The sequence below is a fragment of the Streptomyces camelliae genome (genome assembly GCF_027625935.1).
In the GTDB taxonomy this organism is placed as follows: Bacteria; Actinomycetota; Actinomycetes; order Streptomycetales; family Streptomycetaceae; genus Streptomyces; species Streptomyces camelliae.
In genome coordinates this window covers 1,751,973-1,777,812 of the sequence record NZ_CP115300.1, presented here as the reverse complement: position 1 = coordinate 1,777,812, position 25,840 = coordinate 1,751,973, and the positions used below count along the sequence as shown (strand labels likewise).

Annotated in this window: 23 protein-coding genes; 8 read left to right on the top strand and 15 right to left on the bottom strand. The window is 71.7% G+C overall.

Going from position 1 to position 25,840, the window contains the following annotated elements; genetic code table 11:
* Positions 1–17 precede the first annotated feature (17 nt).
* Positions 18–1,283, top strand: a complete 1,266-nt coding sequence (locus tag O1G22_RS08250; RefSeq protein WP_270080718.1) for a cytochrome P450 — start codon at positions 18–20, stop codon at positions 1,281–1,283.
* Positions 1,280–2,056: an enoyl-CoA hydratase/isomerase family protein gene (locus O1G22_RS08245; protein ID WP_270080717.1), complete on the top strand. Its 777-nt coding sequence runs from the start codon at positions 1,280–1,282 to the stop codon at positions 2,054–2,056. The genes O1G22_RS08250 and O1G22_RS08245 overlap by 4 nt, the downstream gene beginning before the upstream one ends.
* Before the next feature lie 249 nt (positions 2,057–2,305).
* Here O1G22_RS08245 and O1G22_RS08240 read toward each other — a convergent pair whose 3' ends face one another.
* A complete protein-coding gene (locus tag O1G22_RS08240; protein ID WP_270080716.1) occupies positions 2,306–4,132 on the bottom strand; it encodes a chloride channel protein in 1,827 nt (608 codons plus the stop codon).
* Between the two features lie 358 nt (positions 4,133–4,490).
* Here O1G22_RS08240 and O1G22_RS08235 point away from each other — a divergent pair, with 358 nt between their 5' ends.
* The gene (locus O1G22_RS08235; RefSeq protein WP_270080715.1) at positions 4,491–5,072 is read left to right on the top strand and encodes a MarR family winged helix-turn-helix transcriptional regulator; all 582 of its coding nucleotides are present in this window, start codon (positions 4,491–4,493) and stop codon (positions 5,070–5,072) included.
* Between the two features lie 146 nt (positions 5,073–5,218).
* On the opposite strand, the gene O1G22_RS08230 is transcribed toward O1G22_RS08235, so the two are convergent.
* A complete protein-coding gene (locus O1G22_RS08230; protein WP_270080714.1) occupies positions 5,219–5,737 on the bottom strand; it encodes a hypothetical protein in 519 nt (172 codons plus the stop codon).
* Positions 5,738–5,949: 212 nt separating this feature from the next.
* On the opposite strand from O1G22_RS08230, the gene O1G22_RS44520 reads away from it, so the two are divergent.
* The 3 genes from O1G22_RS44520 to O1G22_RS08215 are packed head-to-tail and all read left to right on the top strand — an operon-like array spanning position 5,950 to position 8,442.
* On the top strand, positions 5,950–6,546 hold the full coding sequence (locus tag O1G22_RS44520) for a hypothetical protein (RefSeq protein WP_333492222.1): 597 nt from the start codon (positions 5,950–5,952) through the stop codon (positions 6,544–6,546).
* Positions 6,450–7,934 (top strand): AlkA N-terminal domain-containing protein, encoded by a 1,485-nt coding sequence (locus O1G22_RS08220; protein ID WP_270080713.1) that lies wholly within the window; start codon positions 6,450–6,452, stop codon positions 7,932–7,934. Before O1G22_RS44520 ends, O1G22_RS08220 begins: the two co-directional genes overlap by 97 nt.
* 16 nt (positions 7,935–7,950) lie before the next feature.
* Positions 7,951–8,442: a methylated-DNA--[protein]-cysteine S-methyltransferase gene (locus tag O1G22_RS08215; protein ID WP_270080712.1), complete on the top strand. Its 492-nt coding sequence runs from the start codon at positions 7,951–7,953 to the stop codon at positions 8,440–8,442.
* Between the two features lie 200 nt (positions 8,443–8,642).
* Here the strand turns inward: O1G22_RS08215 and O1G22_RS08210 are convergent, their stop codons facing one another.
* From O1G22_RS08210 to O1G22_RS08200, 3 genes are all read right to left on the bottom strand, one after another.
* Positions 8,643–9,380 (bottom strand): SIR2 family NAD-dependent protein deacylase, encoded by a 738-nt coding sequence (locus tag O1G22_RS08210; RefSeq protein ID WP_270080711.1) that lies wholly within the window; start codon positions 9,378–9,380, stop codon positions 8,643–8,645.
* 74 nt (positions 9,381–9,454) lie between these two features.
* Entirely contained in the window at positions 9,455–9,958 is a 504-nt protein-coding gene (locus tag O1G22_RS08205) for an NUDIX domain-containing protein (protein ID WP_270080710.1), read from the bottom strand.
* A 28-nt stretch (positions 9,959–9,986) separates the two neighbouring features.
* Complete coding sequence (locus tag O1G22_RS08200; RefSeq protein WP_270080709.1) at positions 9,987–11,078, bottom strand: ADP-ribosylglycohydrolase family protein; 1,092 nt, start codon at positions 11,076–11,078, stop codon at positions 9,987–9,989.
* Positions 11,079–11,261: 183 nt separating this feature from the next.
* Here O1G22_RS08200 and O1G22_RS08195 point away from each other — a divergent pair, with 183 nt between their 5' ends.
* Positions 11,262–12,380: a glycerate kinase gene (locus tag O1G22_RS08195; RefSeq protein ID WP_270086367.1), complete on the top strand. Its 1,119-nt coding sequence runs from the start codon at positions 11,262–11,264 to the stop codon at positions 12,378–12,380.
* A 58-nt stretch (positions 12,381–12,438) separates the two neighbouring features.
* On the opposite strand, the gene O1G22_RS08190 is transcribed toward O1G22_RS08195, so the two are convergent.
* From O1G22_RS08190 to O1G22_RS08145, 10 genes are all read right to left on the bottom strand, one after another.
* The gene (locus O1G22_RS08190) at positions 12,439–13,686 is read right to left on the bottom strand and encodes an alpha/beta fold hydrolase (RefSeq protein WP_270080708.1); all 1,248 of its coding nucleotides are present in this window, start codon (positions 13,684–13,686) and stop codon (positions 12,439–12,441) included.
* Between the two features lie 226 nt (positions 13,687–13,912).
* On the bottom strand, positions 13,913–14,731 hold the full coding sequence (pssA, locus tag O1G22_RS08185) for a CDP-diacylglycerol--serine O-phosphatidyltransferase (protein WP_270086366.1): 819 nt from the start codon (positions 14,729–14,731) through the stop codon (positions 13,913–13,915).
* Positions 14,732–14,753: 22 nt separating this feature from the next.
* Positions 14,754–15,410, bottom strand: a complete 657-nt coding sequence (locus O1G22_RS08180) for a phosphatidylserine decarboxylase (RefSeq protein ID WP_225095444.1) — start codon at positions 15,408–15,410, stop codon at positions 14,754–14,756.
* Between the two features lie 181 nt (positions 15,411–15,591).
* Positions 15,592–16,797, bottom strand: a complete 1,206-nt coding sequence (locus O1G22_RS08175) for an acyl-CoA dehydrogenase family protein (protein ID WP_225095412.1) — start codon at positions 16,795–16,797, stop codon at positions 15,592–15,594.
* Positions 16,798–16,800: 3 nt separating this feature from the next.
* Positions 16,801–17,313: a MaoC family dehydratase gene (locus tag O1G22_RS08170; RefSeq protein WP_270080707.1), complete on the bottom strand. Its 513-nt coding sequence runs from the start codon at positions 17,311–17,313 to the stop codon at positions 16,801–16,803.
* Positions 17,314–17,318: 5 nt separating this feature from the next.
* Positions 17,319–18,284: an HpcH/HpaI aldolase/citrate lyase family protein gene (locus O1G22_RS08165; RefSeq protein ID WP_270080706.1), complete on the bottom strand. Its 966-nt coding sequence runs from the start codon at positions 18,282–18,284 to the stop codon at positions 17,319–17,321.
* The gene (locus tag O1G22_RS08160; protein WP_270080705.1) at positions 18,281–20,329 is read right to left on the bottom strand and encodes a protein meaA; all 2,049 of its coding nucleotides are present in this window, start codon (positions 20,327–20,329) and stop codon (positions 18,281–18,283) included. Before O1G22_RS08160 ends, O1G22_RS08165 begins: the two co-directional genes overlap by 4 nt.
* Positions 20,330–20,338: 9 nt before the next feature.
* Positions 20,339–21,676 carry a crotonyl-CoA carboxylase/reductase gene (ccrA, locus tag O1G22_RS08155; RefSeq protein WP_270086365.1) on the bottom strand — a complete coding sequence of 446 codons (1,338 nt, stop codon included), beginning with the start codon at positions 21,674–21,676 and terminating at the stop codon, positions 20,339–20,341.
* A gap of 401 nt (positions 21,677–22,077) precedes the next feature.
* The gene (locus O1G22_RS08150) at positions 22,078–22,887 is read right to left on the bottom strand and encodes a TetR family transcriptional regulator (protein ID WP_270080704.1); all 810 of its coding nucleotides are present in this window, start codon (positions 22,885–22,887) and stop codon (positions 22,078–22,080) included.
* Positions 22,888–23,047: 160 nt separating this feature from the next.
* The gene (locus O1G22_RS08145; protein ID WP_270080703.1) at positions 23,048–24,862 is read right to left on the bottom strand and encodes a 3-hydroxyacyl-CoA dehydrogenase family protein; all 1,815 of its coding nucleotides are present in this window, start codon (positions 24,860–24,862) and stop codon (positions 23,048–23,050) included.
* 389 nt (positions 24,863–25,251) lie between these two features.
* On the opposite strand from O1G22_RS08145, the gene O1G22_RS08140 reads away from it, so the two are divergent.
* Positions 25,252–25,833, top strand: coding sequence for an adenylosuccinate lyase (locus tag O1G22_RS08140; protein WP_270080702.1), 582 nt, complete (start codon positions 25,252–25,254; stop codon positions 25,831–25,833).
* Positions 25,834–25,840 lie beyond the last annotated feature (7 nt).

Sequence of the window (25,840 nt, the reverse complement as noted above, 5' to 3'; positions counted from 1 at the left end):
ATCAAGAAAGGGCCGTCGTGGAGACTGCGATAACCTCGCCAGCCGGAACCTCGCCAGCCGACAGACGCTTCGCCGTCTCGCTCTTCTCCCGTCTGCGGACGGCGAAGGGCCAGGCCAACCCGTTCCCGATCTACGCCGAGCTGCGCTCGCGGGGCGAGGTGGCCGCCGCACCCTGGGGCGGGCACCTCGTCACCGGCTTCGACGTCTGTGACCAGGTGCTGCGCAGCCGGGAGTGGCTGGAGCCGGACAGCGGCTGGCGCGAGCGGCAGGGCGACGGCACCCGCTGGACGGCGCCCTCCTCGCGGGAGATGAGCCGGACCCTGCCCGCGCTCAACCCCCCGGAGCACACCTGGGTGCGCCGCTCGGCCGGCATGTTCGACCGCGGCTCCCTGGAACAACTGCGGGACCCCGTGGGCCGGTTCACCGGCCGTTTACTCGACGCCCTGGCGGAGCGGCTGCGCGACGGCGAGACCGCCGACTTCAACGAGCTGGTGAGCGAGGAACTGCCGGTCGCCACCATCGGGCACTGGCTCGGGCTGCCCACCGCCGACTTCCCGCGGCTGCGCGAGCTGACCCACGACCAGGTCTTCACCCAGGAACTCCTCCCCTCCGCCTCCCAGTTGGCGCTCTCCGACGCGGCCACCGCGGAACTGCGCACGTATTTCATGGACGTGGTCCGCGCACGCCGTGCGGCGCCGGGCGACGACCCGGTCTCCCGCTGGATCGAGGTCTGGGACACCATGGAGCCCGACCGTGACAAGGCCGACGAAGCCGTCTACTTCCTCGCCCTGTTCGTGCTGCTGGCCGCCCTGGAGACCACCTCCACGCTGCTGTCCACCATGACCCTGCTGCTCCTGGAACACCCCCGGCAGTGGTACCGGCTGCTGGTCCAGCCCGACCTGGTTCCCGCCGCCGTCGAAGAAACGTTGCGCTACGACCCGCCCACCCATGTGATCAGCCGTGTCGCCTCCTGCGACGGCGTCCTCGGCGACGTCGAGGTGCGCGAGGGCGAGATGGTCCACCTCCTGGTCGGCGCCGCCCACCGCGACCCGGCCAGGCACGAGGACCCCGAGCTGTTCAACCTGCACCGCAAACCGGCCCACCTCGCCTTCAGCGGTGGCATCCACTACTGCCTCGGCGCGCCCTTGGCCCGCCTGGAGGCCCAGACCCTCCTCCGCCAGCTGGTCATGCGCTTCCCGCGTCTCACCCTCGTACGACGGCCGACCTGGGCCCCGCGCGTGGCCTTCCGTCGTCTGCTCGACCTGGATGTCGCCCTGTCATGACCGAGACCACCAGCCTCTTCGAGCCCCTGCCCGCCACCGCGCTGCGCACCGACTCGGCCGGCCCCGTCGTGACGGTCCGGCTCGGCGCGACCGCGGAGGACAGCACACTCACGGTCGCCGCCCTGGACGAACTCCTCGCCCTCCTCGACGGACTGCACGAACGCCCGGACGTCCGGGTTCTGCTCCTGACGGCGGACGGAGAGGACTTCTGCCTCGGCGCGGACCGCACCGAGTACCAGGCGGCCCTGGCCGGCGACCCCACCGGCGCCGCCCTGCGCCGCATCGCCGACAAGGCCCACCGGGTGTGCGAGGCACTGGAGAACACCCATGCCGTCACCATCGCGCGGCTGCACGGCAAGGTCATCGGCGCCGGACTCGCCCTCGCCTCCTACTGCGACCTGCGCGCCGGGGCGGACGACTGCCGCTTCCGCATGCCCGAGATCGGCATCGGCCTGCCGCCCGCCTGGGGCGGCGCCATGGGCCGGCTGATCGCCGAGGCGGGCGCGGCACGGATCCGTGAACTCATGCTCACCTGCGACACGTTCGACGCGGCCACCGCGCACCGGCTCGGCCTGCTGCACAAGGCCGTGCCGCGCGAGGAGCTGGACACGGTCATCGACGCCTGGGTACGGCCGCTGGTGCGCCGCCCGGCGGAAGCGGTCACGCTCACCAAGCGCATGCTGGCCGGATACGCGCGCGCGGCCCGCACCGCCGACGTCGGCCTGCTCGACGCCCACCTCCTCACCGCCCAGCTCACCCGGCCCCGCCGCTGAGCACACCGCCGCCCTTGCCCCGGCGGGCGGCCTTGCCTCCTGGCCTACGCCCCAGCCCTGGCCGATGGCCCTGTCCCGGCGGACGCCCCTGTCCCGGCGGGCGCCTCCGTTCCGGTGGGGTGTCTCGTCCGGGCGGGCGGTCCTGTCCCGGCCGATGGCGCTGTCCCGGCCGATGACCCCGCCCCGGTGGGGTGCCTCGCTCCGGCCGACGGCTCTGCCCCCCCGCCGACCGTTCCGCCCGCGGCCGGATCAGCTCGTCGCCGGTGCCGGCTGGCGCCGGGTGCGCAGGGTGAGGACGCGTTCCGCGTGGTGCTCCTCGTGCAGGTCGATGCGGCGGGCCGTCAGCAGGTGGCGCAGGCTGACGATGCCCTCCAGGCGGGGACGTGGCTCGCGGGTGATCACCAGCAGCCGGGTCACCTCGTGCTCGGCCATGCGGTTGGCGAGCGCGCGCAGCGTCTCGTCGGGGTGCGCGGTGACCGCCGGCCGGGCCAGCTCGCCGAGCGGCGTGGCGTCGGCCGGGTCGGCGTGGACCAGCGCGCCGCGCGTGACGACCCCGGCCAGTTCGCCGTCGGTGTCCAGCACCGGATACAGCCGCTGGGCCAGCAGCCCCTCCGGATCGCCCGCCTCGTGCGCGGCGCGCAGCAGGGCGGTGACCTCGCCGGCGGGGCGGGCGGCGGCGAAGGTGACCCCGACGGGCGTCTCCAACTGCCGTACGAGGTGCACCTCCAGCGGGTCCACGGAGTACTCGCGGGTCAAGTGCATACCGCGCCGGGCCAGCTTCTCGGTGAGCACCGAGCGCTTCAGCAGCACCACCGACAGCAGATAGGCGGCCGACGCGGTGATCACCATCGGGATCAGGGCATTGATCTCGTGGGTGAGCTCCAGGCAGAAGACGATGCCGGTGAGCGGGGAGCGCATGACGCCGCCGAGTACCCCGGCCAGCGAGACCAGGGCCCAGAAGCCGGGGCTGACGTGCGGGAAGACCAGCGCCTCGGCCGCGCCCAGCGCGCCGCCGACCATGAACATCGGCGCGAGCACGCCACCGGAGGTGCCCGAGCCCAGCGACAGCCCCCAGATCAGGGTCTTCACCACGAGGACACCGACGATCAGCCCGGTCCCGGCATGCCCCGTCAGCAGCGCTCCGATGACGTCGTACCCGACCCCCAGGGCGCGCGGCTCCACGAGCCCGCCCAGGCCGATGATCGCGCCGCCGATCGCCGGCCACCACATCCAGTGGACGCGCAGCTTGGCGAACAGGTCCTCGGAGAAGTAGACGAGGGCGGTGGCGCCCAGGGCGAGCAGTCCGGCCATGATCCCGGCGATCACGCACAGGCCGTAGGCGGGCAGGCCGATGTGGTCGGGCACGTGCGCGCCGGCGAACAGCGGGCGGGTGCCGAGCAGGGGTCCGCGTACCAGGGTGGCGGTCACGGCGGCGACGGCGACGGGCAGGTAGGAGCGGGGCCGCCACTCGAAGAGCAGCAACTCGACCGCGAGCAGGATGGAGGCGAGCGGGGCGTTGAAGGTCGCGGCCATGCCGGCGGCGGAACCGGCCACCAGCAGCGCCTTGCGCTCGTCGGTGGTGACCTTGAGGAACTGGGCCAGCAGGGAACCGACGGCTCCGCCGGTCATGATGATCGGGCCCTCGGCGCCGAACGGCCCGCCGGTGCCGATGGACACGGCGGCCGACGTGGGCTTCAGCACGGCGACGCGCGGCTGCACCCGGCTGCCGCCCACGAGGATCGACTCGATCGCCTCCGGCATGCCGTGGCCGCGTATCTTCTCCGAGCCGTAGCGGGCCATGAGCCCGATGACCAGACCGCCCACCACGGGCATCACAGCCAGCAGCCAGCGGTGCGGGGTGTCCGCGGGCACCGCGGTGCCGAAACCGAGGCGGCCGTGGAAGCAGAGGTTGGTGATCAGCGCGATCAGCTTCAGCAGCCCGGCCGCCACCAGCGCGGCGGCGGCGCCCACGGGGATGGCCAGCGCCGTGATCAGCACGACGCGCGGGGGGACGTGGAAGTCGCCCAGGTGAGGGATCTTCAGGGCGGGTCGATGGCGTGCGGCGGAGGAGGACATGGCGGCTCCGGGTCGCGGTGGATGGCAGGGGCTGGCAGTGGGCGAGGCGGGGCGGTCGGGGCAGCAGGAGGGCACGGGCGACGCTGCCCGTGGGAGAAGGCGGGGAAGAGGCCTTGGAAGAGGCGGGGATGAGGCCGCCGAGGGACTCGTTACCGGTGTCCGCCGCCCACATGGCAGGTGTTCACGTAGGAATACGCTTCGTGGATCGGCTCGGATCTCATCGTCATCACCTTCGGTACCGGCTCCGTCGCGCCCGCTCGGTCCGGCTGACCGGAGCTTATCATTGCATTCTGCAATGGTCACCATGGGTGACGTCCGATGTCCGGATCGTGGACAACGACAGAAGGACGAGGAGTCCATGCCCCAGCAACACCACGGCCCGCGGCAGACCCCGGTCGAGGGGCGTCCCGCGCAGGACGAGCAGGACGCGCTGGATCGGGAGGCGGAGGAGGTCACCGTCGCCGTGATGGCGGCCTCCCGGCTGATCGTCGCCCTCTCCGCCCGCGCCCTCGCCTCCGTCGACGTGCCGCTGACCCTGCCCCAGCTGCGCTCCCTGGTCGCCCTGCACACGTGCGGCCCGATCAAACTGGCGGAGATGGCGGCGACCCTGGGCGTCACCCCGTCCACCGCCCTGCGCATGGCCGAGCGCCTGGAGGGCCTCGGCCTCACCGACCGGCGGGTCAACCCGGACAACCGCCGCGAGGTCGTCCTGCGGCTGACCCCGGCCGGCGAGGAACTGGTGGACCGGGTGCTGAGCCACCGCCGCGCGGAGATCCGCTCCCTGGTCGAGCGCCTGCCCGCGGCCCAGCGCGCCGGTCTGGTCCCGGCCCTCACCGCCCTCACGACCGCCGCCGCCGGCCTCGACCCCGCCCTCGCCCCGGCCGCCGAGGCGGGCCGCGTGGCGGGCGTGGTCGACGATCCACTGAACCCGGCGCCGTGACCGCCCGGGACACCCGGGCCCCGGCGGTGGCCGGGGAAGCCTGCCCGGCAGTACGGCCGCGAGGGGCCGCAGCCTCCCAGTGAGCGCTGCGGCTGTCGTGGCGGGGCCGTAGCTGCCCCGGCCCACAGACCCACAGGCTCATCGGCTCACAAGCACATCCAGCAGTACAGCCGCTCCTCGGCCTCGTGGGCCCGCCGGGCGAGCTGGATCAGTTCCTCGGCCAGCGGCCGTATGTCCTCGGCCTCGGTTCCGCGCAGCTCCTCGCACTCGACCCACCGCGCTACCGCGGCGGGCACCTCCGCGTCGGGCACGGCCGCGAGGATGTCCCGGACGCCGGTGCCGAGCTCGGTCACCCACGGCCCGGTCGCCCAGGGATCGTCGTCGCTCGCCGGTCCGTCCGGGCCCGGAGCCGGGGTGGCCGGCCACACACATGTCTCCGAGACGATGTCCACCGACCAGGGAACCTCGCGGATCGCGGCGATCAGCTCTCCCAGGACGAGGACCGGATCCAGGCGCTTGGCCTCGACCCCGTCGAAGACGCCCGGCCGGGGGAGGACAGGCGAACCGCCGTCCGTACGCTCCAGCACCTTCACGACCGAGGCGGCGTCCGCCGCACGGAAGTAATCGGTCAGCACGCCCATCGGCCCCCCAGTCGTCTCGGCCACGCCGGCTCTTCTCCGGCTCCCCGGCCCCGCGGTTGCTCTTCCGCCAGCACACCCGAGTAGAGCAGACACCACTGACAACGCCCGACATCGCCGCCCCGCCCCAGGCTCCCCGTCCCCGCCGTGACACCATCGCCCGAGGTCAGGGCCACAGGCGTACGAGGAGCACGAGGAGCACGAGGAGCACGAGGAGCACGAGGAGCACGAGGAGCACGATGACCCCCGCTCGCACCACCGTCCCGGTGGTCGGTGAGGCCCTGCCGGAGGACTTCTCGCTGGAGATGACCGGCAAGGACGTGCACCGGCTCCAGGAGGCGTGCGACAGCATCCCGCGGGGCACCCGGATCAACATCACCTTCCTCGCCGGGGAGGACCTCGGCATGCGGCTGGCGGCCGCCCGCGCGGTCAAGCGGCTCGGCTTCGTCCCCGTGCCGCACATCTCCGCCCGCCGCCTGCCCTCCCGCGCCGCCCTGGAGGAGTTCCTGTCCGCCCTGGCCGCGGACGGCACGGCGGAGAACGTCTTCGTCGTCGGCGGCGGCCCCGCCCGCCCCGAGGGCCCCTACGACGACGCCCTCGCCGTCCTGCGCACCGCACCGTGCCGTGCCGCGCGGGGTCGTAACGCTGGGCTGCGGGCTGCAACAGCCCCGCAGGCCCCCGCACGCTGCTGTCGGATTTCCGCCAGCGCATGCCGGTCGGCCTGGTCGATCCTTGAGGCATGCAGACAGCGACGCACCTCGACCGGGAGCACTGCGTACGTGCCGTGCGGTCCAAGGACGCGCGGTTCGACGGGTGGTTCTTCACGGCTGTCCTGACCACGCGGATCTACTGCCGGCCCAGCTGCCCCGTCGTCCCGCCCAAGCCGGAGAACATGACGTTCTACCCGAGCGCGGCCGCCTGCCAGCAGGCCGGTTTCCGGGCCTGCAAGCGCTGCCGCCCCGACACCAGCCCCGGCTCCCCGGAATGGAACCAGCGCGCCGACCTGGTGGCCCGGGCCATGCGGCTGATCGCCGACGGCGTCGTGGACCGCGAGGGCGTGCCCGGACTCGCCGCCCGGCTCGGTTACAGCACCCGCCAGGTCGAGCGCCAGCTCCTCGCCGAGCTGGGCGCCGGTCCCCTCGCGCTCGCCCGCGCCCAGCGCGCCCAGACCGCGCGGCTGCTGATCGAGACCAGCGCGCTGCCCATGGCGGAGATCGCCTTCGCGGCCGGTTTCTCCTCCATCCGCACGTTCAACGGCACCGTCCGCGAGGTCTTCGCCCTGTCCCCGAGCGAGCTGCGCGCGAGGGCGCCCCGCACCAGCGGCCCGGCGTCCGCCCCCGGCACCCTCTCCCTGCGGCTGCCGTTCCGCGCCCCGCTCAACCCCGACAACCTCTTCGGCCACCTCGCCGCCACCGCCGTACCCGGCGTCGAGGAGTGGCGGGACGGCGCCTACCGGCGCACGCTGAGGCTGCCATACGGCCACGGGATCGTGTCCCTCGCCCCGCGCCCCGACCACATCGCCTGCCGGCTCACCCTGAGCGACCTGCGCGATCTGACCGTGGCGATCAGCCGCTGCCGGCGGCTGCTCGATCTGGACGCCGACCCGGTCGCCGTGGACGACCAGCTGCGCACGGACCCGTTCCTCGCGCCGCTGGTCGACAAGGCGCCGGGCCGCCGGGTGCCGCGTACGGTCGACGAGGCCGAGTTCGCCGTCCGCGCCGTCCTCGGCCAGCAGGTGTCCACGGCCGCCGCCCGCACCCACGCGGCCCGCCTGGTCACCGCGCACGGCAAACCCCTGGACGACCCCGAGGGCGGACTGACCCACCTCTTCCCGTCCGCCGAGGCCCTCGCCGACGTCGACCCCGAGACCCTGGCCATGCCCCGCACCCGGCGCACCACCTTCACCACGCTGGTCCGCCGACTCGCCGACGGAACCCTCCACCTGGGCGTCGAGTCCGACTGGCCCGAGGCCCGCGCCCGCCTCCTCGCCCTGCCCGGCTTCGGGCCCTGGACGGTCGACGTCATCGCGATGCGCGCCCTCGGCGACCCCGACGCCTTCCTCCCCACCGACCTCGGAATCCGGCGCGCCGCAGGGGAGTCGGGCCTGCCCTCGACCCCGGCCGCGCTCACCGCCCGCGCCGAGGCCTGGCGGCCCTGGCGGGCGTACGCGGTGCAGTATCTGTGGGCGACCGACAGCCACCCGATCAACTTCCTTCCCGTGTAAGGACATCCGACCCGCCATGAAACAGCACACGGTCATTGCGAGCCCCTACGGCCCCCTCACCCTCGTCGCCGACGACGGCGTGCTGTGCGGCCTGTACATGGAGGGCCAGCGCCACCGCCCGCCGGAGGAGTCCTTCGGCAGTCCCGGCAGCCCCGCCGACCCGCCCTTCGCCGAGGCCGAGGAGCAGCTCTCGGCCTACTTCGCGGGCGAGTTGACGGACTTCACCCTCGAACTACGCCTGGACGGAACCGCGTTCCAGCGCGACGTATGGCACCAGCTGACCCGCATCCCGTACGGCGAGACCCGCTCCTACGGCGAACTCGCCGATGCCCTGGGCAAGCCCAAGGCCTCCCGCGCGGTCGGCCTCGCCAACGGAAAGAACCCGATCGGCATCATCGTCCCCTGCCACCGTGTCATCGGCGCGGGCGGCGACCTCACCGGCTACGGCGGCGGCCTGGACCGCAAACGCCGGCTCCTGGAGTTCGAGCGGGGCGCGGCCCTGTTCTAGGCCCTGTCGGTGAACTCCCTCCCCCAGCCTTCGGCCGGGAGGTGCCCCCAGCCCCGCGACGCCATGCACGCTCCCCCAAGCTCTTCGAGCAGGGGGACCCCCACTCGCCGCACCGGCACGCACCTACAGCGACATCAGCTGCTCCGCAGCGGCCGCGCGGCCCGCCCTCCGGGCGGACGGCGGGAGTTCGACGACACCCCCTAGCCGCCGGACTCCGCGACGAGGGCACGCAAGCGCGGGGGCAGCGCGGTGCCGATCGGCTCCCGTACGACCTCGTGGGCGAGGTCGTCGTACGGGGTCGGTTCGGCGTTGACGATGATCAGCCGGGCGCCGTGATCGGCGGCGACGCCGACCAGCCCGGCGGCGGGCTGCACCTGCAGGCTGCTGCCGACGGCGACGAAGACGGTGCAGGCCTTGCTGATCGACAGGGCCTGGCCGAGGATCACCGGGTCGAGCCGCTCGCCGAACATCACCGTTGCCGACTTCAGGATGCCCCCGCACGCGAGGCACGGCGGGTCCTCCTCGCCGGCCTCGACACGGGCGAGGGCGTCCTCCATCGGCCCGCGCGCATGGCATGTGGTGCACACGACGCTCCGTGCACTGCCGTGCAGTTCGAGCACCTTGCGGGCGGACAGGCCGGCCAGCTGGTGCAGCCCGTCCACGTTCTGCGTGATCACCCGCACCGGAATCCCGGACTTCTCCAGCTCGGCGACGGCCCGGTGCGCGGCGTTCGGTTCGGCCTTCAGCGCGCGGTTCTCGCGCCGCATCTGCCAGGACCGCCGCCGGATCTCCGGGTCGGCCATGTAGTACTCGTAGGTGACGAGCTTCTCGGCCTCCGGATCCCGCCGCCACAGCCCGTTCGGCCCGCGATAGTCAGGGATCCCGGAATCGGTGGAGATACCTGCGCCACTGAGTATGGCTACGAGAGGCCTGTTCATGGGCCGAGAGTAGGACGCCCGCCCGGACGGAGCGAGCGGATATCGGTCGGCGGCCCCTGGCCTGTTCGCGGCGGTCAGGCCACCCGGTGGCCGTTCTCCAGCTCGGCGGTGCCGGAGCCGTCCGCGAGGACGTCCAGGGCGGCAAGGACACGGCGGCCGAGGGCGCCGGGGAGGTGGGCGGTGATCTCCTCGCGCGGGACCAGGCGCCAGGACAGGAGCTCCTCCTCCTGCAGGCGGATGGCCGTCAGATCGGACTCCGTGAGGACTCCGCCGTCGTACAGGTACGCCACCAGCGGCGGGTGGGCCTCGCCGCGCACCCAGTCCACGGTCAGCAGCCGGCCGAGCGCGCGGTCGAGGCCGATCTCCTCCAGCGTCTCCCGGCGTGCGCCCTCGCGCGGGGTCTCGCCGTCGTCGGACTCGATGGTGCCGCCCGGCAGCGCCCAGCCCTCGCGGTAGTTGGGCTCGACCAGCAGCACCCGCCCCTCGGCGTCCCGGAAGAGCGCGGCGGCGCCGGCGAGGACACGGGGCAGGCTCGCGATGTACGTGGCGAAGTCAGGCGTCTGCGAAGTCGTGGTCATTGAGGAAGGGTAACCAGCCGCCGCACGGCTAGGGCCCGGCCGTCACCAGGCGCAGGGTGCGTTCGGCCAGCGCACTGATCCGTACGCCGTCGAAGCCGGACACCGCGCTGCGGACCGTGTCCTCAAGCGGCTCCGTCCACTGGGCGGGGATCCCGGCCGCGCCGGTGCGGACCCCGGCCACCGAGCCGGCGGCCGCCCCGGTGGAGTCGGTGTCCAGGCCGCCGCGCACGGTCAGGGCGAGGGTCCGGGTGAAGTCGTCGTCGCCGTAGAGCAGCCCGGCGGTCAGGACGGCGGCGTTGGGGACCGTGTGGATCCAGCCCAGCCCGGCGGTCTCCCCGGACATCACGGTCAGGGTCTCCTCCCAGGGCAGCCCCGACTCGTGCAGTGCCGCGACCCGCCGTACGGTCCGGGCGAGCCGGCTGCCCGCCGGGATCACCCCGAGCCCGCTCTCCAGCGCCTCCCGCACCGTCGGCGCGGTGAACGCCGCCGCGATCAGCGCGGCCGCCCACATCGCGCCGTAGACGCCGTTCCCGGTGTGCGACAGCACCGCGTCCCGGCGGGCCAGCCCGGCGGCACGCACCGGGTCGCCGGGGCAGGTCCAGCCGTAGACGTCGGCGCGGATCAGCGCCCCGATCCACTCCTGGTGGGGGTTGTGGTGCGTCGCCGTCAGCGGCGGTCTGAGCCCGCCGACGAGATTGCGGTACGCCGCCCGCTCCGCGGTGAAGGTCTGCAGGTACGGCAGCCGCAGCAGCCACAGGTCGCCGACCTGCTCGGTGCTGAAGCCGAAGCCGTGGGTCTCCAGCAGGTCCAGGCCGAGGATCGCGTAGTCCACGTCGTCGTCCCGGCAGCTGCCGTGGATCCGGCCGCGCACGCACGCCCGCCACTCCGGGCGCAGCACGGCACGGTCGGCCGGGTCGGCGGGCTCGGGCAGATAGCCGGTGAGCGGCAGCGCCCCGGCCCGCTCCAGATAGCGGTCGATGCGGTCGCGGGTCCACACCTCGCCCTGTTCGACCGGCTTGCCGAGCATGTTGCCCGCGATCCGGCCGAGCCAGCCGCCGTGGATGCGGTCGGCGAGGTCGGGCCCGGTGCGCCGGGGGGCCGCGGTGGGCTGGGTGGTCATGGCTGGGGTGTACCCGTTTTCCCCGGAGTGTTCCCAGCCGGTTCCCAGCCTTCGGTCGGGGCATGACGGCGGGGGCCCGCTGAGGTTAAGGTCGCAGCGGCGCGACTGGCCCTGACGTGCGCGGGGCCCGGAGAGCAAGGGGAAAGCAAGGTGGCTCACGCTGCAGCGGACGAGACCCGTCGGGTGCTCATCGCCGCGGACAAGTTCAAGGGCTCGCTGACGGCCGTGCAGGTCGCCGAGCGGGTGACGGCCGGGCTGCGCCGGGTCGTGCCGGACCTTCCGGTCGAGGCGCTGCCGGTGGCCGACGGCGGCGACGGGACGGTGGACGCGGCGGTCGCGGCCGGTTTCGAGCGCCGTGAGGTGCGGGTCGCCGGGCCGCTGGGCCAGGAGGTGACGGCCGCGTTCGCGCTGCGCGGGGACACCGCGGTCGTGGAGATGGCGGAGGCGAGCGGTCTGCAGCGCCTCCCGGCCGGTGTCTTCGCGCCCCTGACCGCCTCGACGTACGGCTCCGGAGAGCTGCTGCGGGCCGCGCTGGACGCGGGCGCGCGGACGATCGTGTTCGGCGTCGGCGGCAGCGCCACGACGGACGGCGGCGCCGGGATGCTGGCGGCGCTGGGCGCCCGGTTCCTGGGCGAGGACGGCGAGCCGGTGGCGCCGGGCGGCGGGGGCCTGGCCGACCTGGCCCGCGCCGACCTGTCCGGTCTGGACCCGCGGCTGTCCTCGGTCGAACTCGTCCTCGCGAGCGACGTCGACAACCCGCTGACCGGCCCGAAGGGCGCGCCTGCCGTCTACGGCCCGCAGAAGGGCGCCTCGCCGGACGATGTGGCGGCCCTGGACGCGGCGCTCGGGCACTTCGCGAAGGTGCTGGAGGCGGCCGTGGGGCCGCGGGCCGCCGAGTACGCGGCGGCGCCGGGCGCGGGCGCCGCGGGCGGCATCGGGTACGGCGCCCTGCTGCTGGGTGCCCGCTTCCGCCCCGGCATCGAGGTCATGCTGGACGTCCTCGGCTTCGCGCCCGCGCTGGCGCGGGCCTCGCTGGTGATCACCGGTGAGGGCTCGCTGGACGAGCAGACGCTGCACGGCAAGGCACCGGCGGGGGTCGCCGCGGCGGCGCGGGCCGCGGGCAAGGAGGTCGTGGCGGTGTGCGGGCGGCTCGCGCTGCCCGAGGAGGCGCTGGAGCGGGCCGGGATCGGGCAGGCGTATCCGCTCACCTCGGTCGAGCCGGACGTGGCGCGGTGCATCGCGGAGGCGGGGCCGATCCTGGCGGACGTGGCGGAGCGGATCGCTGCGGACTGGCTGGTCTGAGCCGGAGCCGGAGCCGGAGCCGGACGGCGGGCGGGCGAGGTGTCCGCCCGGCCGGCGGCTAGTGCACGGGAGTGATCACACCGTTGGCGTCCCGGAGGTAGCTCCCGGTGGTGAGACCCTCCACCTTGCCCTCGTCCAGCCACTGGCGTGACATGTGGTGCAGGAACTTGGCCGGGCGTTCCCAGGCCATCATGTGCCCGGCATCGGCGTAGCGGAACATGAGTTTCTCGCGCCCGGCGATGGCCTGGTAGAGGTCCGGGACCGAGAAGTGCGCGACCGGTGGCAGCGCGGGCGAGTTGTTGGCCTGCGTGTCGTGGGCGCCGTAGAGGATGAGCACGGGCACCCGGCCGCCGAGCACGGGCGTGCCCGAGTCGTCCGTCAGCGGGACCGTCTCGTCGTTCCAGCCCCACCAGTAGCTGTTCCGGAAGCGCAGCACGCCCTCGGGCGGTCCGTGCGGATCCGAGGGGCGGCCCCATTTCAGGCCGACGTCGTCGGTGGCGATCATCGCCTCCCACACCTGGTCGGTCATGCCCGGTTCCCGCTGCTCGGGGACGCCCTGCTCGATGTCCCACGAGGACGCGAAGCCGGACTTGCTGCCGACGTTCAGCGGGAAGCCGAACAGCTTGGGCGGCTGGGACACGGGCATCGTCGGCGCCTCGGGCGGGCGGCCGAAGGGGTCCTCGATATGTGTGGACCAGCGGCCCTGAGGCGGGAAGATCGGGGCCAGGAGGATGAGGTGGGCGACGTCGGCCGGGTGCTGGAGGGTATAGGGCCCCAGCACGAACGCGGCCGCGGACCAGCCGATGCACTCGATCGGCTTGTCCCGGTCCGCGGACAGCCCCCTGATCAACCGGACCACGGCGGTCAGCTCCGCCCACTCGCTCTCGGAGTTGCCCAGCTGGCGGTCGTAGCGAGGGGTGCACGGCTGCGGGAGCGGGTTGGGAACCAGGACCGGCAGCTGCTGGGCGGGATTGGCGTTGCACGGTACGTCCATCACCGCCGGGCGGGTGGACTGTCCGTTGCCCTGGATGTCCATGATGAACACGTCGTAGCCCGCGCCGGCCAGGTACCGCGCCCAGCTGTAGCGGTCCTCGGGGCCGCCGTCGCCGAAATCGCGGGGCAGCACGAGGTCGAACGACGCGGCCGCCGGCGCGCTTCTGCCGTGGAGCATCAGCACCGGCCTGCGCTCCTGGCCGGGCCGGGTGCCGTCGTACTCCCGCACGAACAGGCGCACCTGCTGGGTGGCGTTGGCCGGGATGGTCGAGGTGAACGGGATACTGCGGTCCGTGATGGTGATGGCGGACATGAGCGTCCTCCCATCGGGTTGCGTGAGAGAAACCCCCAGAGTGGGGCATATGCCCCTGACAACCCCCTTGAGTCCACCGTGCTCCCCCGGCCAGACCGCCGCAACTCGGCGGAGAACAGCCGTAGTTGACTACTCAACGGGCAATCGGGGGCAGCTCTTGAACGCGAAACGGGTGTGGCCCGAGCCGCAAGGGCTCGGGCCACACCCGTCAGTGCTGAGACGAGGGTCAGGGCAGCTGGGCCGCCCGTGCCTCGCGTCGGTTGTCGCGGAAGTTGTTCACCCGGCGGGCCGTGGCGAACAGCGGGATCACCGCGCCCATGACCAGCTGCAGCGCGCAGCCCGTCTGGAGCAGCAGCTGACCGCTCGGGGCGTCGAAGGCCCAGGCGGCCAGGAGGCCCATCGACAGGACGATCCAGGACAGCATGGCCCCGGCGAGGCGGCCCCTCGGCTTCGGGTACTCCACGCGGCTCACCATCAGCCACGCGGTGCCCAGGATCGCCAGCAGGGTCGCCACGAAGGGCAGCTCCAGCAGCACGATCGAGACGACCGTCAGCGCGCCGAACGGTGACGGCATGCCCTGGAACATGCCGTCCTTCATCGTCACGCAGGAGAAGCGGGCCAGCCGCAGGACGACCGCCAGGAGCACCACGATCGCCCCCAGCGCCGCCATCCTCTGGTGCGCGTCGTCGGCGACCATGCCGTAGACGAGGACGAAGTACGCGGGCGCGAGCCCGAAGCTGATCAGGTCGGACAGGTTGTCCAGCTCCGCGCCCATGGGGGACGAGCGCAGCTTGCGGGCCACCAGTCCGTCGAACAGGTCGAAGACGGCCGCGCAGAGCATCAGGATGACCGCCGTGGCCGCGCTGTGGCGGGCCATGCCGGACTCCTGGCTGCCCGTGAGGTGCGGGATCAGAATGCCGGTGGTGGTGAAGTACACCGCCATGAAGCCGCACGTGGCGTTGCCGAGCGTGAGGGTGTCCGCTATCGACAGACGCAGAGAGAGGGGCATCTCCTCCTCTTCGTCCACTTCGTCGGCCTCGGGCACCCAGCCCGCCTGGGTCTCCGGATCAATCACGGTCAATGCGAGTCACCCCAGCCACGGTCTTCTGTCCGACCTCGACCGCGACCTCCACACCCTCGGGCAGGTAGAGGTCGACACGCGAGCCGAAGCGGATCAGACCGATTCGGTCGCCCTGCTCGACCTTCGTGCCCTCGGGGATGTAGGGCACGATGCGGCGGGCCACCGCGCCGGCGATCTGGATCATCTCGATGTCGCCGAGTTCGGTGTCGAAATGCCAGACTACGCGCTCGTTGTTCTCGCTCTCCTTGTTGAAGGCCGGAACGAAGCCTCCGGGGATGTGCTCGACCGATGTCACCGTGCCCGACAGGGGCGCGCGGTTGACGTGGACGTTGAGCGGGCTCATGAAGATCGCGACGCGGGTACGCCCGTCCTTCCACGGCATGATGCTCTGGACCACACCGTCGGCGGGCGAGATGACCCGGCCCGTGGCGATCTCGCGCTCGGGGTCGCGGAAGAACCACAGCATGCCCGCCGCCAGCGCGGTGGCGGGTACGGCGACGGCCTTGGCGGCGCCCGAGCGGCGGGCACGGGCCAGGCTGAGGGCTGCGGTGGCGACGGTCGGGAGGAGCCACGGCGATGCTCCGCGCGCGAGGCGTACGCCGGCCAGGCTGTCTCGATGTGCAGAGGTTTGGCTGTGGGGCATGGATGACCTTCGTAGCGGATGATGCCGCGCTGTAACGGGGGACGGCGGCTTTCCCGGGATCGTACCGGTCGCGGGCCGTAACTGGGCAAGCCAGGAAGCCGAGTCGGCGGCCGAAGACCGGTTGAACAATGTCTACGGGGTGTGATCTTCTTCTCGAAGAAAACACCCCGTACCCGGACAATCAGCCCTGGAATCGATACTCTTCGAGCAGTCTGCGGCCGATGATCATTTTCTGGATCTCGGCGGTACCTTCACCGATGAGCAGCATCGGTGCCTCGCGGTACAGGCGCTCGATCTCGTACTCCTTGGAGAAGCCGTAGCCGCCGTGGATCCGGAAGGCGTCCTCCACGACCTCCTTGCAGTACTCGGAGGCGAGGTACTTCGCCATCCCGGCCTCCAGGTCGTTTCGCTCCCCGGAGTCCTTCTTGCGCGCGGCGTTGACCATCATCGCATGGGCGGCCTCGACCTTGGTTGCCATCTCCGCCAGCTTGAACTGGATGGCCTGGTGCTGGGCGATCGGCTTGCCGAAGGTGTGCCGCTGCTGGGCGTAGCTCACGCCGAGCTCGAAGGCACGCTGGGCGACGCCACAGCCACGCGCCGCCACGTTCACCCGGCCGACCTCGACGCCGTCCATCATCTGGTAAAAACCGCGGCCGGTGACCCCGCCGAGCACCCGGTCGGCCGGCAGCCGCAGGCCGTCCATGATCAGCTCGGTGGTGTCGACGCCCTTGTAGCCCATCTTCTCGATCTTGCCGGGGATGGTGAGGCCCGGGCGGACCTCGCCGAAGCCCGGCTCCTTCTCGATCAGGAAGGTCGTCATCGACTTGTGCGGCGCCGTGCCCTCGGGGTGGCCCTCGTCGCTGCGGACGAGCACGGCCACCAGGGACGACGTGCCGCCGTTCGTCAGCCACATCTTCTGGCCGTTCAGGACGTACTCGTCGCCGTCCCTGACCGCCTTCGACGTGATCGCCGACACATCGGAGCCCAGGCCCGGCTCCGACATCGAGAAGGCGCCGCGGATGTCGCCGGCGGCCATGCGGGGCAGGAAGTGGTCCTTCTGCTCCTGGGTGCCGTGCTGCTTGAGCATGTACGCGACGATGAAGTGGGTGTTGATGATGCCGGACACCGACATCCAGCCGCGGGCGATCTCCTCCACGCACAGCGCGTAGGTGAGCAGCGACTCGCCCAGGCCGCCGTACTCCTCGGGGATCATCAGACCGAACAGGCCGAGTTCCTTCAGGCCGTCGACAATCTGCTGCGGGTACTCGTCGCGGTGCTCCAGCTCGGTCGCGACAGGAATGATCTCCTTGTCGACAAAGTCCCGGACGGTGGAGAGGATCTCCTGCTGGACGTCGGTCAGACCGGCGGTCTGGGCGAGACGGGCCATGGCCTACTTCTCCTGCTGCTTCAGTTCCGGGCGGCCCGGCTGCTCGCCGCCGCGCTCCTTGATGTACGTCTCGGTCGGCACCATGACCTTGCGGCGGAAGACGCACACCAGGGTGCCGTCCTGCTTGTAGCCCTTGGTCTCGACGTGCACGATGCCGCGGTCGTTCTTCGACTTCGACGGCCACTTGTCCAGCACGGTCGTCTCGCCGTAGATGGTGTCGCCGTGGAACGTGGGCGCCACGTGCCGGAGCGACTCGATCTCCAGGTTGGCGATCGCCTTGCCGGAGACGTCCGGCACGGACATGCCGAGCAGCAGCGAGTAGATGTAGTTCCCGACCACCACGTTCTTGCCGAAGTCCGTCGTCTTCTCGGCGTAGTTGGTGTCCATGTGGAGCGGGTGGTGGTTCATCGTGAGGAGACAGAACAGGTGGTCGTCGTACTCCGTGACCGTCTTGCCCGGCCAGTGCTTGTACGTCGCCCCGACCTCGAACTCCTCGTAGGTGCGTCCGAACTGCATCGCGCTCAGGCCTCCGGGATCTCGAACTTGCTGGTGCGCTGCATGCCGGCGGCACGCCCCTTGCCGGAGATGACCAGGGCCATCTTGCGGCTGGCCTCGTCGATCATCTCGTCGCCGAGCATCGCGGAGCCCTTCTTGCCGCCCGCCTCGGACGTGTAGTAGTCGTACGCGTCCAGGATCAGCTCGGCGTGGTCGTAGTCCTCCTGCGAGGGCGAGAAGATCTCGTTGGACGCCTCGACCTGGCCCGGGTGCAGCACCCACTTGCCGTCGAAGCCGAGGGCGGCGGCGCGCTGGGCGACCTCGCGGTAGCCGTCGATGTTGCGGATCTGCAGGTAGGGGCCGTCGATCGCCTGGAGGTTGTTGGCGCGGGCGGCCATCAGGATCTTCATCAGGATGTAGTGGTAGGCGTCCGCCGGGTAACCGGGCGGCTGCTCGCCCACGACGAGGGACTTCATGTTGATGGAGGCCATGAAGTCGGCCGGGCCGAAGATGATGGTCTCGACGCGCGGGGAGGCCTGCGCGATCGCGTTGACGTTGTTCAGGCCCTGCGCGTTCTCGATCTGTGCCTCGATGCCGATCTTGCCGACCTCGAAGCCCATGGTCTTCTCGATCTGGGTGAGCAGCAGGTCCAGCGCGACGATCTGCTCGGCCGTCTGCACCTTCGGCAGCATGATGCAGTCGAGGTTCTGGCCGGCGCCCTCGACGACGGTCACGACGTCCCGGTACGTCCACTCGGTCGTCCAGTCGTTGACGCGCACGACCCGCGTCTTGCCCGTCCAGTCGCCCTCGTTGAGGAACTTGACGATGGTGTGCCGCGCCTCGGGCTTGGCGAGCGGCGCGCACGCGTCCTCCAGGTCCAGGAAGACCTGGTCGGCGGGGAGGCCCTGTGCCTTCTCCAGGAAGCGGGGGTTGCTTCCCGGGACCGCCAGGCAGGAGCGGCGCGGGCGAAGGCGATTGACAGGGGTGGTCATGCGGGGACCTCCAGAGGGTCGAGCTTGTTCGCTTTCCGGATCTCGTCGACGATGCGGCCGATGATCCCGGTGATGTCGAAGTCCTTCGGGGTGAAGACGGCGGCCACTCCGGCTTCCTTCAGCTGCTCGGCGTCACCATTCGGGATGATGCCACCGGCGATCACCGGTATATCTGTGGCACCGGCCACACGCAGCCGTTGGAGCACGTCCGGCACCAGCTGGGCGTGCGAGCCGGACAGGATCGACAGGCCCACGGCGTGGACGTCCTCGGCCAGGGCCGCTTCCACGATCTCCTCGGGCGTCAGCCGGATGCCCTGGTAGACCACCTCGAAGCCCGCGTCACGGGCCCGTACGGCGATCTGCTCGGCGCCGTTGGAGTGCCCGTCCAGGCCCGGCTTGCCGACCAGGAAGCGCAGTTTGCCGACGCCGAGGTCGCGGGCGGTGGCCGCCACCCGGGCGCGCACGTCGGCGAGCGCCGAGCCGGCCTCGGCGGGGACGGCGACGGGCGCCGAGGAGACCCCGGTGGGCGCCCGGTACTCGCCGAACACCTCGCGCAGGGCCCCCGCCCACTCGCCGGTGGTGACCCCGGCGCGGGCGCACTCCAGGGTGGCCTCCATGAGGTTGTCCGTGCCCTTGGCGGCCTCCTTCAGGCGCTCCAGCGCCTTGCAGGGGCGCGGGTGGTTGAAGGGCGGCTGGTAGCGCGTGTCGCGCCAGTGCTGGAGCGAGGCGATGACGCGGGCCTCGACCGCCGGGTCGACCGTCTGGATCGCGGTGTCCAGATCGGCGGTCAGCGGGTTCGGCTCGGTGCCCTCGAAGGCGTTGACGCCGACGATCTTCTCCTCGCCGGACTCGATCCGCGCCCGCCGCTCGGCGTGCGAGGCGACCAGCTGCGACTTCAGATAGCCGGACTCCACGGCGGCCATCGCGCCGCCCATCTCCTGGATCCGGTCGATCTCCGCGAGGGAGTCGGCGACCAGCTGGTCCACCTTCGCCTCGATCACCTTCGAGCCCTCGAAGATGTCCTCGTACTCCAGCAGGTCGCTCTCGTAGGCGAGCACCTGCTGGATGCGCAGGCTCCACTGCTGGTCCCAGGGCCGGGGCAGCCCGAGGGCCTCGTTCCAGGCCGGGAGCTGTACGGCACGCGCGCGTGCGTCCTTCGACAGCGTCACGGCGAGCATCTCCAGCACGATCCGCTGGACGTTGTTCTCCGGCTGCGCCTCGGTCAGGCCGAGCGAGTTGACCTGGACGCCGTAGCGGAAGCGGCGCTGCTTGGGGTCCTCGATGCCGTAGCGCTCGCGGGTGACCTGGTCCCAGATGCGGCCGAAGGCCCGCATCTTGCACATCTCCTCGACGAAGCGGACGCCCGCGTTGACGAAGAAGGAGATCCGGGCGACGACATCGCCCATGCGCTCCTGCGGCACCTGGCCGGAGTCCCGGACGGCGTCCAGGACCGCGATCGCCGTGGACATCGCGTACGCGATCTCCTGCACCGGCGTGGCCCCGGCCTCCTGCAGGTGGTAGCTGCAGATGTTGATCGGGTTCCACTTCGGCAGATGGGAGACGGTGTACGCGATCATGTCCGTCGTCAGCCGGAGTGAGGGCCCTGGCGGGAACACATGGGTGCCCCGGGACAGGTACTCCTTGACGATGTCGTTCTGGGTCGTGCCCTGGAGCCTGGTGACGTCCGCGCCCTGCTCCTCGGCGACGACCTGGTAGAGCGCCAGCAGCCACATGGCGGTCGCGTTGATCGTCATCGAGGTGTTCATCTGCTCCAGGGGGATGTCCTGGAACAGCCTGCGCATGTCACCGAGGTGCGAGACGGGGACACCGACCCGGCCGACCTCGCCGCGGGCGAGGATGTGGTCGGGGTCGTAGCCGGTCTGCGTCGGCAGGTCGAACGCCACCGACAGACCGGTCTGCCCCTTGGCGAGGTTACGCCGGTACAGCTCGTTGGACGCCTCGGCCGTCGAGTGGCCCGCGTACGTCCGCATGAGCCACGGACGGTCCTTTTCCCTCCGGGTGTCCGAAGGCTGACGCTCTGTCATCTATGACCCTCAGACGTTCCGGAAGCGGTTGATGGCGTCGATGTGCTGGGCCCGCATCTCCTCGTCGCGCACGCCGAGGCCTTCCTCGGGCGCGAGGCAGAGCACGCCGACCTTGCCCTGGTGCAGGTTGCGGTGGACGTCGTACGCCGCCTGGCCGGTCTCCTCAAGGGAGTACACCTTCGACAGGGTCGGGTGGATCTTGCCCTTGGCGATGAGGCGGTTGGCCTCCCAGGCCTCGCGGTAGTTGGCGAAGTGGGAGCCGATGATCCGCTTCAGGGACATCCACAGGTAGCGGTTGTCGTACTCGTGGTTGTACCCGGAGGTCGAGGCGCAGGTGACGATGGTGCCGCCCTTGCGGGTGACGTAGACCGAGGCGCCGAAGGTCTCGCGGCCGGGGTGCTCGAAGACGATGTCGACGTCCTCGCCGCCGGTCAGCTCACGGATGCGCTTGCCGAAGCGCTTCCACTCCTTCGGGTCCTGGGTGTGCTCGTCCTTCCAGAACTTGTAGTCCTCGGCGCTGCGGTCGATGATCAGCTCGGCGCCCATCTTCCGGCAGATCTCGGCCTTCTGCTCGCTGGAGACCACACAGATCGGGGTGGCTCCGCCGGCGAGCGCGAACTGGGTGGCGTAACTGCCGAGGCCGCCGCTCGCGCCCCAGATCAGCACGTTGTCGCCCTGCTTCATCTGGGCGCCGTTGCGGGAGACCAGCTGGCGGTAGGCGGTGGAGTTGACCAGGCCGGGGGCCGCGGCCTCCTCCCAGCTCAGGTGGGCCGGCTTCGGCATCAGCTGGTTGGACTTCACGAGCGCGATCTCGGCGAGGCCGCCGAAGTTGGTCTCGAAGCCCCAGATGCGCTGCTCGGGGTCGAGCATCGTGTCGTTGTGGCCGTCGGAGGACTCCAGCTCGACGGACAGACAGTGGGCGACGACCTCGTCACCGGGCTTCCAGGCGTTGACGCCCGGCCCGGTGCGCAGGACGACGCCGGCGAGGTCGGAGCCGATGATGTGGTACGGCAGGTCGTGCCGGCGGGTCAGCTCGCTGAGCTTGCCGTAGCGCTCCAGGAAGCCGAACGTCGGCAGCGGCTCGAAGATCGAGGTCCACACCGAGTTGTAGTTGACCGAGGAGGCCATGACGGCCACCAGGGCCTCGCCCGGGCCCAGCTCGGGCACGGGAACGTCGTCCAGGTGGATCGACTTGCGGGGGTCCTTGTCGCGGGTCGCGAGGCCCGCGAACATCTCCGTCTCGTCCTTGTGCACGGTGATCGCGCGGTACGACTCGGGGAGCGGCAGGGCGGCGAGGTCGGCGGACGTGGCGTCCTTCGACTGGATCGCGTCCAGGATGTCCTTCACGGTCACGGTGTTGCCTCCGGCGGTGTGCGCCCCCTTGAGGGGAGGGGGCGCTGAGGGTTCGTCGGTGCTGCTGGGAGTGCTGCTGAGGGTTTGGGGATGGGCCGTCGGTTCGGCTCGGTGGTGCTTCGGCAGCGCTTTGTGGCGCGGGAGGGTGCCTGTGACGCAGGCGTTCGGGCGCGCAGGCGGTGGGCCTGCCGGGACAGCCCGGACACCTTCAACGTATGACACCGCGTGTCAGGCCGCAAGGCACTCAGTGCCAGAACGCGGTCTCAGGTGAAATCTTTACGTAACAAATGAGCGATGATCGATCGAACGGCGCTGGAATTCCCCTCGAAAACAGCGCCTGATATGGCAAAACGGCCACCCCGAAGGGTGGCCGTCATCACAGCGGGGGAGCGGGGTCAGTGCTCCTTCAGAGCCTGTTCGATGGTCCGCATGACCTCGTCCAGCGGGGCGTCGGTACGGGCGACGGTCACCAGGACCTCGCCCTGGTAGGAGGTCGATGCCACGGCGGGCCTGGCCGGCGCGGTGCGGCCCGCCCCGATCCCCGTGCCGAACGTCTTGCGCACGATCGCGAAGGCGTGGTCGAGCTGTGCCTCGACGTCGCCCTGGCCGCCCGCCCGCAGCCAGCGCCGCAGCACGTGGTTGTGGGCGGTGACGACGGCGGAGGCGGCCACCTCGGCCAGCAGCGGGTCGTCGTTGGCGTCGTCGGCGTGCGCGTGCTCGTCGAAGTGGCCGAGGAGGTAGCGGGTGAACAGGCGCTCGTAGCGGGCGACCGAGGCGATCTCGGCCTCGCGCAGGGTGGGCACCTCGCGGGTGAGCTTGTAGCGGGCGACCGAGATCTCGGGCCGTGCCGCGTACATCCTCATGACTTCCTTGATGCCGCGGCACACGGTGTCGAGCGGGTGCTCGTGCGCGGGGGCGGCGTTCAGGACGGCCTCGGCGCGGATCAGCGTGTCGTCGTGGTCCGGGAAGATCGCCTCTTCCTTGGAGCGGAAGTGGCGGAAGAAGGTGCGGCGGGCGACCCCGGCGGCGGCCGCGATCTCGTCGACGGTGGTCGCCTCGTACCCCTTGGTCGCGAACAGCTCCATGGCTGCGGCCGCCAGTTCTCGGCGCATCTTGAGCCGCTGGGCGGCGGCGCGGCTGCCTGCGGCACTTTCCGGCGCGTCGGGCGTAGCTGGTGTACGTGAGGACTTGGCGGGCTGGGACATGACCCGAACGTACTGCATGTGCGCAGCTCTTTGCGCAGGTGTGGGGGTTTCCCCGCCCGGGACGGGCGGGGGACCGCCTGCCCGGGTGGGGAGGGGATGCGCGGCGGGATCGAGCAGTCCGCCCCAGTCCGTCTCCGCGTGGGACCAGTCGCCGACGCCGTCAGCGGCGGGCATACTCGCGGAAGCCGCGGCCGGTCTTGCGGCCGAGGCAGCCCGCCGCCACCAGGTGCTCCAGCAGCGGGGACGGGGCGAGGCCCGGGTCGCGGAACTCGCGGTGCAGCACCTTCTCGATGGCCAGCGAGACATCCAGGCCGACCACGTCCAGCAGCTCGAAGGGGCCCATCGGGTAGCCGCCGCCGAGCTTCATCGCCGCGTCGATGTCGTCCAGGGACGCGTAGTGCTCCTCGACCATCTTGATGGCGTTGTTCAGGTACGGGAACAGCAGCGCGTTCACGATGAAGCCGGCCCGGTCGCCGCAGTCCACCGCGTGCTTCTTGATCTTCGCGCAGACCTCGCGGACGGTCGCGTGGACGTCGTCGGCGGTCAGCACGGTCCGCACGACCTCGACCAGCTTCATCGCCGGCGCCGGGTTGAAGAAGTGCATGCCGATGACGTCCTGCGGGCGCGAGGTGGCGCGGGCGCAGGCGACGACGGGCAGCGAGGAGGTGGTGGTGGCGAGGACCGCGCCGGGCTTGCAGACCTTGTCCAGCGCGGCGAACAGCTGCTGCTTGACCGCCAGGTCCTCGGCGATCGCCTCGACGGCCAGGTCGACGTCGGCGAACGCGTCGTAGGACCCCGCCGGGGCGATCCGGTCCAGCACCTCGGCGGCGGCCTCGGCGGTCAGCCGGCCCTTGTCGACCGAGCGCGCCAGGGACTTGCCGATGCGGGCCTTGGCCGCCTGCGCCTTCTCCTCGCTGCGGGCGGCCAGGACGACGTCGTAGCCCGCCTTGGCGAACACCTCGGCGATGCCCGAGGCCATGGTGCCGGAGCCGGCGACGCCGACGGAGCGGACCTCGCGGCCGGGAGCGTGGGTGCCGCCGGCGTCGGGGGTCAGGGCGTCCGGAACGACCGTGGCGCTGCCCGGCGCCTCGTAGCTGTAGAAGCCGCGCCCGGACTTGCGGCCGGTCAGGCCCGCCTCGCTGAGCTGCTTCAGGATCGGGGCGGGGGCGTGCAGCCGGTCGCGGGAGGCGGCGTACATGGCCTCCAGGACCGTCCGTGCGGTGTCGATGCCGATCAGGTCCAGCAGCGCGAGCGGGCCCATCGGCAGGCCGCAGCCGAGCCGCATCGCCGCGTCGATGTCCTCGCGGGAGGCGTAGCGGGCCTCGTACATCGCGGCGGCCTGGTTGAGGTAGCCGAACAGCAGGCCGTCGGCCACGAAACCGGGACGGTCGCCGACCGCGACCGGCTCCTTGCCCAGCTCGATCGCGAGGTCGGTGACCGCGGCGACGGCGGCCGGCGCCGTCAGCACCGAGGAGACCACCTCGACCAGCTTCATCGCGGGCGCCGGGTTGAAGAAGTGCAGGCCCAGCACCCGCTCGGGGTGCGCCGAGTCGGCGGCGAGCCGGGTCACGGACAGGGCGTTGGTGCCGGTGGCGAGGACCGTCTCCGGGCGGACGATGCCGTCCAGCTCACGGAAGATCGCGTGCTTGACCTCGTACGACTCCGGAGCCACCTCGATGACGAGGTCGGCGTCGGCCGCCGCCGCGAGATCGGTGCCGGTGCGCACCCGGGCGAGGGCGTCGGCGCGCTCGGACCCGGTGAGCCGGCCGCGCTCCACGGCGCGGGCGGTGGAGGCCTCCAGGGCGGCGACGCACCGCGCGGCCTGGGCCTCGCTGACGTCGATGCCGATCACCTCGCGGCCGGCCTTCACGAGGACCTCGGTGATGCCGGTGCCCATCGTGCCGAGGCCGACGACGGCGATCGTCTTGAGGGCGGGCAGCGGGGTGCCGGACTGGGGGGACAGGGGAGTGGCCATCGCGGGACTCCAGGAATGAGGGTGACGACGAGGAACGCGCCGGGTGCGCCGGAAGACGCACCGCGGAGCGGAAAGGAGTGCGGGTGTTGCCGGGCTGCGAGCGCACACGCCCGGTGCCGCCGATGCCGAGGGCGCGCACACGCCCGTGGAGAACGGCGGGGATTCCGACCGGCCCTGTCCCGGAGCCGGGTCGTACAGCGGTACGAGCCGTACCGAACTGCCTGCTGCTCGCGACGGCCGCGTCACCAAACCGTCGCCAGCGAGAACGCGAGTGGGTAACTCGCTCGTCTGAGCTTAACCCGCGGGTAACGAGCGCGCCAGAGGGGCGCCCGAATCCGACTTTGTGATGTAGCTCCCCCCGGCCTCGCCACCCGCCTACGCTGGACTTCGTGGACGAAGAGTTGCGATCGCTCACGGAGCGCTTACGGCAGGAGTCGCACGGCACGGCGGCCTTCGACCGGCTGCTGGCGACCGAGGACCACGACGAACTCGCGGAGGTGCTCAGCGCGTCCGGACAGCCGCTGTGGGCCAGGGAACTGGCCGCGTTCCGCCTCGGACGCGCGGGCGACCGGCGCGCCTTCGAGTCCCTGGTGCTGCTCCTGAACCACCGCGACCCCCCGCGCTGCGCCTCCGCCGCGCACGCCCTGGCCCGCCTCGGCGATCCGCGCACGGCCCGCGCGGCCGCCGCCCTCGCCACGAACGAACTGCGCGTCGCCTACGCCCTGCACCCGGTGCGGCTGCTGACCTCCCTGCGCGCCCCCGAGTCCGTGCCCGCGCTGATCACCACCCTGGAACGCCGGCTGCGCCCCCACGACCCCTACCGCAGGGTCGCCCTCGCCTGCGTGGAGGGCCTCGGCGCTCTGGGCGACCCCCGCGCCCGCCGCGTCCTGAGCGAGGCCCTGGCTCACCCGGCCCTCGCGGAGGCGGCCGTGCACGCCCTGGCCCGCATCCCCCAGCAGAAGGAGGCGTGAGGCGCGT